This is a genomic window from Candidatus Frankia alpina, from assembly GCF_902806485.1.
Taxonomy (GTDB): Bacteria; Actinomycetota; Actinomycetes; order Frankiales; family Frankiaceae; genus Frankia; species Frankia alpina.
The window spans coordinates 18747-27083 of the sequence record NZ_CADCWT010000041.1 but is presented as its reverse complement, the minus strand read 5'-3'; the positions used below and the strand labels follow the sequence as shown (position 1 = coordinate 27083).

Below are 8337 nucleotides of genomic sequence, written 5' to 3'. Positions count from 1 at the left end.
CGGTGCTGTCGCGGTGCTGTCGCGGTGCTCGACGTCACGAGCTCGCCGCCTCCTCTGGTATCGGATCCTGGGTTCATCGCACGGCCGGGTGGAATGGCGCTGTCGGAAGCAGGCCGAGGCGCAGGCGGGTGCCCATCTCTAATCTCACTACCCATGGTCATATCTCGGACACTAGCCGTAGTAATTGTCAATGATATTGGTTGTTGCGCCGTCTCCCGCCCGGGCCCGGCTCCCAGGAGGCCACCGAGCCGGCGCGATCGGCGGGTGAAACGCCCGGCGACGCTGGCCAGCACTGTCTGCTCGACGGCCAGGAAGGGGCGGTTCGCCTCGGCGACCACCGGGATGCCCACCTCTTCCGGCCGCTCGCTGGCCAGCACGCGATCGATCTCCCGCAGCGCGTCCACCTCGGCACCGAGCGCCCCGGCCGAGGCACGTGGCACCTGCAGCGCGGAGGCGCGCTCGCCGTATGCGAGGAGTTCCTCGCGCACCCCGTCCGCGAATTCCAGCGCAATGCCCGTTCCGGAACGGTGTGCCTGTCGGAAGTCGCCGCGAGGTTCAGGTACGGGCGCCAGGACGCCGCTGCCCAGAATTTCGCTGAGGTGCCGGCGGCCAGCGGCTGGCACCATGTCCAGCACCAGCCGGAGCACCGGCCACGTGAGCGGGGCGGCCGCCAGAGCGACCGCCAGCTCGAAGGCCGCCGGTGAGGCCTGCTGTCGGAACCGGTCCACCCGCTGCCGGGTGCGACTGCGGGGACTGCGCCGACTCGGCCGAATCGGGCGGTTCAGGCGGTCGCGGACGCGGGACGGACCCGGCCAGCACCGCGCGCAGCTCGGTCGGTCGGGCGGGTTCGGCGCTCACCATCTCGGCCCAGGGAGCCAACCAGTCGGGGGCGAGCTCGAGCACCGGGACCGGCAGGGCGTCGGCCAGTTCCCGTTCCGTCAGGCCGACGAGCACGCGGTCCCAGCTGCGGGTGAAGTCCCAGCGGGGGGGGCGTGCCCGCGGCGCCGCCCCGGGCGGGCACCATCCGAACCCACTGCGTCCGTAGCCCGCCCCACCGCCACATTCGTTCCGGCAGCAGGTTGACCAGCGCGACCGGCCCGAATCGGGACCAGCGGCGCAGCGCTGGCGCGATCACGTCGGAGCGCCAGGCCGGTGCCAGCGTGTCCGTGACGATCCAGACGATCTGACGACCGGACGGGACGTGGCTCGCCGCCGCCGGCGCGCCGTCCCCACCGCGGGTCGCCCGCAGCACCACCTGCTCGGGACGCTCGACCGAGGTGTCGAGGTAGCTGACCCGGACGTCCCGGAACCGGGCCTGTTCCAACAGCCGGGCGAGGCCGGGAACGAGATCGAGCCACAGCGTCATCGAGGGACTGTCGTCGACGACGAGATGGATCTCGTAGCACGGTTCCATCCGCGCCCGCCGGACCGGTACGCCGAGCCTGTCCGCGGCGAATCGCTCGGCCGTGGCCGTCTCGTCCAGCTCCCAGCGGTCGACGGCGGGCACCAGACGATACAGGCCGCGCAGCGCGCGGTGAAACGCCAACGGGTCCGCCACGGCCGACTCGGGTTGCGGCTCGGCCATGTAGCGGCGGGCGGCCGGCCGCCTCTCCTGTTGCCGCCCCGCGGCAGCGGGCGCATAGCCCACCCAGAGGTCTACTTCCGTGTCACCCGAGGTCGGGGCGGCGCGGGTTGGTGGAGTGGCGTCGGAGGGAGCCGTGGGCGAAGGGTCCCGGGACGCTGGGTCGAGGGGCGGCGGTAGTGGTCGCGACCTCGGTGCTGCGGACGGCCCCGCGTCGCCCCCGCCGGCCTGACGGTCCCGTTGCCCTGACCGCCCCCACCTACCCGACCTGCCCGTTCCGCTCCGACATCTTCCCTTTGGCACTCGGTGCCATTACAGTCGTCTCCGCGGCGGGACCATGCGACACCGGTTCCGGACCCGGTCAGCTCTCACGATGAGGAGTGCTCATGGAGGAGTCAGTGCAGGTCGACCAGGCCGTCGAGGCGTCCGCGGAGCCGGTCGTGGCGGACCTGCTCGTCGAGGAGGTCTCCATCGACGGCATGTGCGGCGTCTACTGAGCGCCGACCTACCGGACGAGCGCGGCGCGGCCGGCCTCGCGTCGGCCGCCGCCGGGTTCGACCTGGACCGGGCCTGGCGGCTGCATCCCCAGGTGTCCGTGCGGCCGGAGCCGTTCGGGGCGCTGCTCTACCACTTCGGCACCCGCAAGCTGTCGTTCCTCAAGGAGCCGGCGTTGCTGGCGCTGGTGGAGGTGTTGCCGGCGCATGCCAGCGCGCGGGCCGCGGCGGCCGCGGTCGGGCTGCCCGCAGCGTCCCTCGACCGCTACCAGCGGGCGCTGGCGACTCTCGCCGCGTCCTCCATGACCGTCGAGGGGAGTCCCCTGTGACCACCACCACCCCGGCGCGTCTCGTCGACCACTTCGCCCGCGGGCTCGCCGCCCCGATCTGCCTGACGTGGGAGCTGACCTACGCCTGCAACCTGGCCTGCCGGCACTGCTCTGTCCAGCTCTGGGCGGCGCGACCCCCGCGAGCTGACGACCGCCGAGTGCCGCGCGGTCATCGACGAGCTCGAACGCATGCAGGTCTTCTACGTCAACATCGGCGGTGGTGAACCGACCGTGCGCGCCGACTTCTGGGAGCTGGTCGACTACGCCACCGCCCACCACGTCGGCGTGAAGTTCTCCACCAACGGCGTGCGGATCACCCCCGAGGTGGCCACCCGGCTCGCCGCCAGCGATTACGTCGACGTGCAGATCTCCCTCGACGGGGCGACCGCCGAGGTCAACGACGCGGTGCGCGGCGCCGGCTCCTACGACACCGCGGTGCGCGCGATGACGAACCTGGCCGAGGCGGGTTTCCGCGGGTTCAAACTGTCCGTCGTCGTCACCCGGGCGAACGTCGACCAGCTCGACGCCTTCGCGGCCCTGGCCGACCGCTACGGCGCCCAGCTGCGGCTGACCCGGCTGCGCCCGTCGGGGCGCGGCGCCGACGTGTGGGACGAGCTGCACCCGACCGCCGCCCAGCAGCGCCAGCTCTACGACTGGCTCGTCGCCGCCGGCGAGAACGTGCTGACCGGCGACTCCTTCTTCCACCTGTCCGCCTACGGCCAGGCGCTGCCGGGGCTGAACCTGTGCGGTGCCGGGCGGGTGGTCTGCCTCATCGACCCGGTCGGCGACGTCTACGCCTGCCCGTTCGCCATCCACGACGAGTTCCTCGCCGGCAACGTCCGCGACACCGGCGGCTTCACCGGGGTGTGGCGGATCTCGGAGCTGTTCGCGGCGCTGCGCGAGCCGCAGTCCGCCGGGGCGTGCGCGTCCTGCGGGCACTTCGCGCCTGCCAGGGCGGTTGCATGGCGGCGAAGTTCTTCACCGGTCTGCCGCTGGACGGCCCCGACCCGGAGTGCGTGGTGGGCCACGGCGTCGACGCGCTGCTCGCCCGCGGAGACGCCGCCCCACCGAAGCCGTCCGTCGACCACTCCCGCCCGGCCAGCACCCGCCCGGCCAAGGCGGCGGGTCGCCGCGGCGGCGGCCCGGTGCCGGTGACGATCGGCCGCGCGCCGAGCGTGCTGTCCCCGGCCGTGGCGCCGGTCAGCGCCTGTCAGGAGGATCCCCTCGCCGGTTTCGACCCGGCCATGGCCCGCAGTTGACGGGCATCAGCCGAACGGGTGGTCCCCGGCGCCCGGCTCGCTAGCATGACCTGATGGTCCCGATGCCGCCGGACGGGGTGAGCTGCCAGGCGCTCACCCCGGTCTTCGCCCTGCTGGGCAAGCGGTGGAGCGGACTGATCATCGGCACGCTGCTGGCCGGGCCGGCTCGTTTCTCCGAGATCGCGAAACTCGTGCCCGGGGTGAGTGAGCGGATGCTGTCCGGGCGCCTCGCCGAGCTGTCCCAGGCCGGGCTGGTCGAACGCGAGGTGCTCGACGGCCCGCCGCTGGCCACCCGTTACCGGCTGACCGCGTGCGGCGAGGCGCTGCGCCCGGCGCTGTACGCCCTGGAGCTGTGGGCGCAGGAACATCTCGTCCACGCCGACCCGCGGGCGGGCGCCGGCTGCGGCTGAACGCCGCGCCCTCCGGCCGCAGGCGCACGAACGCCGGGGCCGACCGGGGACGTCCCGGCCTCCCCGGCGCCAGCGTGCTACGCGGTGAGGTCGTGCGGTGGGTCAGGGAGCGATGAACTGCAGGTCGAGCTCGATCTTCACCTTGTCGGCCAGGGCGAGCTTGCCGGCACCGAGCGGCATGTTGAAGTTGATGCCGTAGTCGCTGCGCTTGATCTCGCCGGTCGCCGAGAACCCGGAACGGACCCGGTTGTCGGCCGGGTGGGTGTCGACACCGTAGAACTCCACCGCGAACGTCACCGGCTTGGTCACGCCGTTGATGCTCAGGTCGCCGGTGAGCTGGTACTCCTCGCCGCTGCCGGAGATCGAGCTGGAGACGAACGTCATCGCCGGGTGCGAGGCTAGGTCGAAGAAGTCGGTGGAGCGCAGGTGCGCGTCCCGGCCGGCCTGGTTGGTGTTGATCGAGGCCAGGTCGATCGACGCGTCGACGGCGACGGACTCCAGCGAGCCGCCGACGGCGAGGTTCGCCGAGAACGTGTCGAAGCGGCCGCGCACGTTGGTGACGCCCAGGTGGCGGATCTGGAAGGTGACGCTGGAGTGGGCCGTGTCGAGGGTCCAGGTACCGGGGACGAGCGGCAGCGGTGCGAGCTCGGACGAGGGGGCGGTCACGAGACCTCCATGGGTGGTTGGAGCCGGGCACCGTTGCGGCTGCAACGGTGGACATACGAAACGATAGTGGCTAACGAAAGGCAAGTCACCGGGGGGCGGTCGCGGCCTGGTGACGGCGCCGCCGAGAGAGCGGGTCGGCGGCGTGCGCAGTCGACCCGGGCCACCGTGATCGCCGGGTCGGGCGCCGGCGCGCTAGAGTGGCACTCGGTGCCAAATCGCCCCGACCTCGCCGTCCGATTCCCGTTGCGTGCGGCCGGTGCCCGGCCGGAGGCGGCATCCGGGGCCCGTCGATCGCCGGTCGGTGGCGGGCGGACACGACGAGGTGGGAGCGCAATGGCCAGCACGAGGACATGGTTCGAAACGGTCGCCGAGGCCCAGCGCAGGGCGCGCCGACGGCTACCGCGGGGGGTGTACCAGGCGCTCGTCGCCGGGACCGAGGCCGGCGTCACGATGAACGACAACGTCGACGCGTTCGGCGAGCTGAAGGTCCGGCCCCGGGTGGCCGACCTGCCGGCGACCCGAGACCTGTCCACGACGGTGATGGGGCAGCAGATCAGCTTCCCGGTGCTCATCTCGCCGACCGGGGTGCAGGCGGTGGATCCCGAGGGCGAGGTCGCCGTTGCCCGGGCAGCCGCCGGCGCGGGCACGGCGATGAGCCTGTCCTCGTTCGCCTCCAAGTCGGTGGAGGAGGTCGGCGCGGTCACCGACAAGCTGCTGTTCCAGACCTACTGGGTGGGGTCGCGCGAGGAGATCCTCGCCCGCGCCGAGCGGGCCCGGGCGGCGGGCGCCATGGGCCTGATCGTGACGCTGGACTGGGTGTTCGACTCGCGCCGCGACTGGGGCAGCCCGTTCTCCCGGAGAAGCTCGACCTCAAGGCGATGGCCCGCTACGCCCCGCAGGTCGCGCTGCGCCCGGGCTACCTCGCCCGCTGGCTGCGCAGCCGTTCGCTGCCCGACCTGGGCGTGCCGAACCTCGGCCCGCGCGAGGCCACGCCCCCGACGTTCTTCGGCGCCTACGGCCAGTGGATCGGCACGCCCCCGCCGACCTGGTCGGACCTGGCCTGGCTGCGCGAGCAGTGGGGTGGACCCTTCATGGTCAAGGGGATCACCCGGCCGGACGACGCCCGCCGGGCGGTCGACGTCGGCGCGAGCGCGATCTCGGTGTCCAACCACGGCGGCAACAACCTCGACTCCACCCCGGCGTCGATCCGCTGCCTGCCCGGCGTCGTCGACGCGGTGGGTGACCAGATCGAGGTACTGCTCGACGGCGGGATCCGCCGCGGCAGCGACGTCGTCAAGGCGCTCGCGCTCGGCGCCCGCGCGGTGATGATCGGGCGGGCCTCCCTGTTCGGCATGGCCGCCGGCGGTGAGTGCGGCGTGACGAACGTGCTGGAGATCCTCCGCCAGGGCGTGAGCGAGACCCTGCTGGGGCTCGGCCATGCGTCGATCCACGAACTGTCGCCCGAGGACATCCTCGTCCCCGCCGGCTTCGCGATCGACCAGAAAGTCTGACCGTCCACGGTCCATCTGACGGGTAAAGAAACCCGCCGGATACAAACTGGAAACGGAATACCGGTGACGCGGTCCGGGGTGCAACTTCTTATTGCACCCCGAACCGCGTTTCTCTTGCATATTGCTTTTGGGGTCCGGCGTCGTGCACCATCGTGCCATGCCGCGTTGTCATCGCAATGGGACCCCTTGTGCTGGATGGCTTAGTACTGTCGTTTCACCGACCGGAAACCGAATTAGGTTCCGGCCGGCGGCTGCCCGACCGAGACGTGCCGGGCAGCCAGGACAGGTGAACGCGTTCGGTGGTCGTCTTCTCCGGTCCGGATCGGACTGCCCCCCCGGCGACGAACTCGGTGCGCTGCCAGCGATGCCGCGCCGATGTCGCCCGACCGCAGTGACCATTCCGGCCGAATGATTCCGAACCGTTTTGTGGAGCCATTTGTGGCGGCGGTGCGCCGCGTCAGTATGGGGGTCACCTTCGAATGCGTCGCTGTGCCGTGAAACTGGGAATGTCGACGATCCTGCTGGGCCTGGTCGTCGGCACCGGATGTTCCGGAACAACCGCCTCGGCGTCATCCTGCACCGGTGACGGGGCGGCCCCGGGGGTGACCCGCGACGAGGTCCGGCTCGGCCTGCTCTACCCCGACTCCGGCCGGCTCGCCGAAGCGTTTCCGGGGCTGCGGGCCGGCGTCGACGCACGCCTCGGCGAGGTCAACGCCACCGGCGGGATACAGGGGCGCAAGATCGTCTACGAATGGCGCGACGACGCCGGCACCGCCGAGGGGAACCTCAGCGGCGCCCGGGAGCTGGTCGACCAGCGCGGTGCGTTCGGTGTCCTGGAGTTCACCGCCGCCGCCACCGGCAGCGCGAAGTACCTCGCCGACCGGCGGATCCCCACCGTGGGCCTCGCGGCCGAGGACGTCTGGACGAAATACGGGAACATGTTCTCGTTCGCCAGCACCCTCGCCGCGCCGGTCGACACCTACGGCCGGTTCGTCAAGGAACGCGGTGGCACGTCCGCCTTCCTGCTGCGCAGCGCGATGTCCGCCGGGGTCTCCGGCGCGGCCCTGCGAATCGGGCAGAGCCTGCAGGCCCTCGGCGTCGACGTCGTCGGCAGCTTCGCCTACACCTCCGGCGCGGACACCGTCGTCACCATGATCACCCCAGCGGATCTGCCCCCGGTGCTGCGCGCGATCCGCGAGCTCGGGGGGAGCCCGAAGGTGGTGCTGTCGTTGAACGGCTACGACCACAGCCTGCTGCGCCGCCACGGCCCCGACCTGGCCGGGGTGCTCGTCCCGGTGTTCTACCGGCCGTTCGAGGCCGGCGGCGCCCCGATCCAGCACTACCTCGACGCGATGGCCCGCTACTCGCCGCAGACCGACGACGCCGAACAGGAGTTCGGCCTGATCGGCTACATCAACACCGACCTGTTCCTGCGCGGGTTGCAGGCCGCTGGCCCCTGCCCCACCCGGCAGTCCTTCCTCGCCGGGATGCGCACCCTGACCCGCTACGACGCGGGCGGGCTCATCCAACCGACCAACGTCGCGCCACCCGTGGCCGACAGTCGACCTGCTTCGCGCTGATGCAGGTCAACCCGTCGGGCAGCGCCTTTGGAGTCGCGCAGGACAACCTGTGCGGCCGGGCGCTCGGCCCGACCCTCTGACGGCTCCGCGCGGCGACCCGGCCCCGGCCGCCGCGCGGGCCGCCTGACGTCCGGCGGGGGGCGCCGCCGCCCCCCGCCGGACGTGTCTCGCCCGAACGCGGCGTCCCAGCGCGGTTCCGCGGAATCTGAATGACCGTGTCAAGTGGTGGTCGTGGTAGCGGGCCGCGGACCGTGGCTGCGATCACGGAGCGTGGCGGCGGCGGTGGGGTGTTCGGGGTGGATGCGTGGGAGAGCGCCTACCTGGGTCCCTCTGGTGGGTTCGGCGTCCGGTTCGTCCCTCCAGAACGACCCAGGTGGCACCGTTCCCACGCACACCCCGCTCCCGGCCCCCTCCCCGGCCACGGAACGCCACCGTCGACCCGGCCCGGACCGACTCGGCCTCGCAGCGCCGGCAACAGCACCGGCCGAACCGCGGCCGAACCGCGG

The 8337-nt window shown here is 72.2% G+C and carries 8 protein-coding genes and 2 pseudogenes; 7 read left to right on the top strand and 3 right to left on the bottom strand.

What is annotated here, in order from left to right; translation table 11 throughout:
• Positions 1-647 (bottom strand): hypothetical protein (locus tag G6R25_RS25065; protein WP_419469325.1); only part of this gene is annotated, 647 nt, incomplete at its 3' end.
• A 134-nt stretch (positions 648-781) separates the two neighbouring features.
• The gene (locus G6R25_RS07400) at positions 782-1648 is read right to left on the bottom strand and encodes a hypothetical protein (protein ID WP_163552363.1); all 867 of its coding nucleotides are present in this window, start codon (positions 1646-1648) and stop codon (positions 782-784) included.
• A gap of 320 nt (positions 1649-1968) precedes the next feature.
• Between G6R25_RS07400 and mftA the strand changes: the two genes are divergently transcribed.
• The 4 genes and pseudogenes from mftA to G6R25_RS07380 all read left to right on the top strand — a co-directional run bounded on the left by mftA (position 1969) and on the right by G6R25_RS07380 (position 4074).
• On the top strand, positions 1969-2079 hold the full coding sequence (gene mftA, locus G6R25_RS07395; protein WP_041940585.1) for a mycofactocin precursor MftA: 111 nt from the start codon (positions 1969-1971) through the stop codon (positions 2077-2079).
• Entirely contained in the window at positions 2064-2405 is a 342-nt protein-coding gene (gene mftB, locus G6R25_RS07390) for a mycofactocin biosynthesis chaperone MftB (protein ID WP_235947701.1), read from the top strand. Before mftA ends, mftB begins: the two co-directional genes overlap by 16 nt.
• A pseudogene (mftC, locus tag G6R25_RS07385) lies at positions 2402-3664 on the top strand (mycofactocin radical SAM maturase). The gene mftB and the pseudogene mftC overlap by 4 nt, the downstream one beginning before the upstream one ends.
• A gap of 53 nt (positions 3665-3717) precedes the next feature.
• On the top strand, positions 3718-4074 hold the full coding sequence (locus tag G6R25_RS07380; protein WP_163552362.1) for a winged helix-turn-helix transcriptional regulator: 357 nt from the start codon (positions 3718-3720) through the stop codon (positions 4072-4074).
• 102 nt (positions 4075-4176) lie between these two features.
• Here G6R25_RS07380 and G6R25_RS07375 read toward each other — a convergent pair whose 3' ends face one another.
• Positions 4177-4740 (bottom strand): YceI family protein, encoded by a 564-nt coding sequence (locus tag G6R25_RS07375; protein ID WP_163552361.1) that lies wholly within the window; start codon positions 4738-4740, stop codon positions 4177-4179.
• Between the two features lie 9 nt (positions 4741-4749).
• Between G6R25_RS07375 and G6R25_RS31295 the strand changes: the two are divergent.
• The 3 genes and pseudogenes from G6R25_RS31295 to G6R25_RS07365 all read left to right on the top strand — a co-directional run.
• A pseudogene (locus tag G6R25_RS31295) lies at positions 4750-5523 on the top strand (alpha-hydroxy-acid oxidizing protein); the annotation flags it as partial.
• 95 nt (positions 5524-5618) lie between these two features.
• Entirely contained in the window at positions 5619-6251 is a 633-nt protein-coding gene (locus tag G6R25_RS31290; RefSeq protein ID WP_235947699.1) for an alpha-hydroxy-acid oxidizing protein, read from the top strand.
• 506 nt (positions 6252-6757) lie between these two features.
• Positions 6758-7831, top strand: coding sequence for an ABC transporter substrate-binding protein (locus tag G6R25_RS07365; RefSeq protein WP_336500840.1), 1074 nt, complete (start codon positions 6758-6760; stop codon positions 7829-7831).
• Positions 7832-8337: the final 506 nt, after the last annotated feature.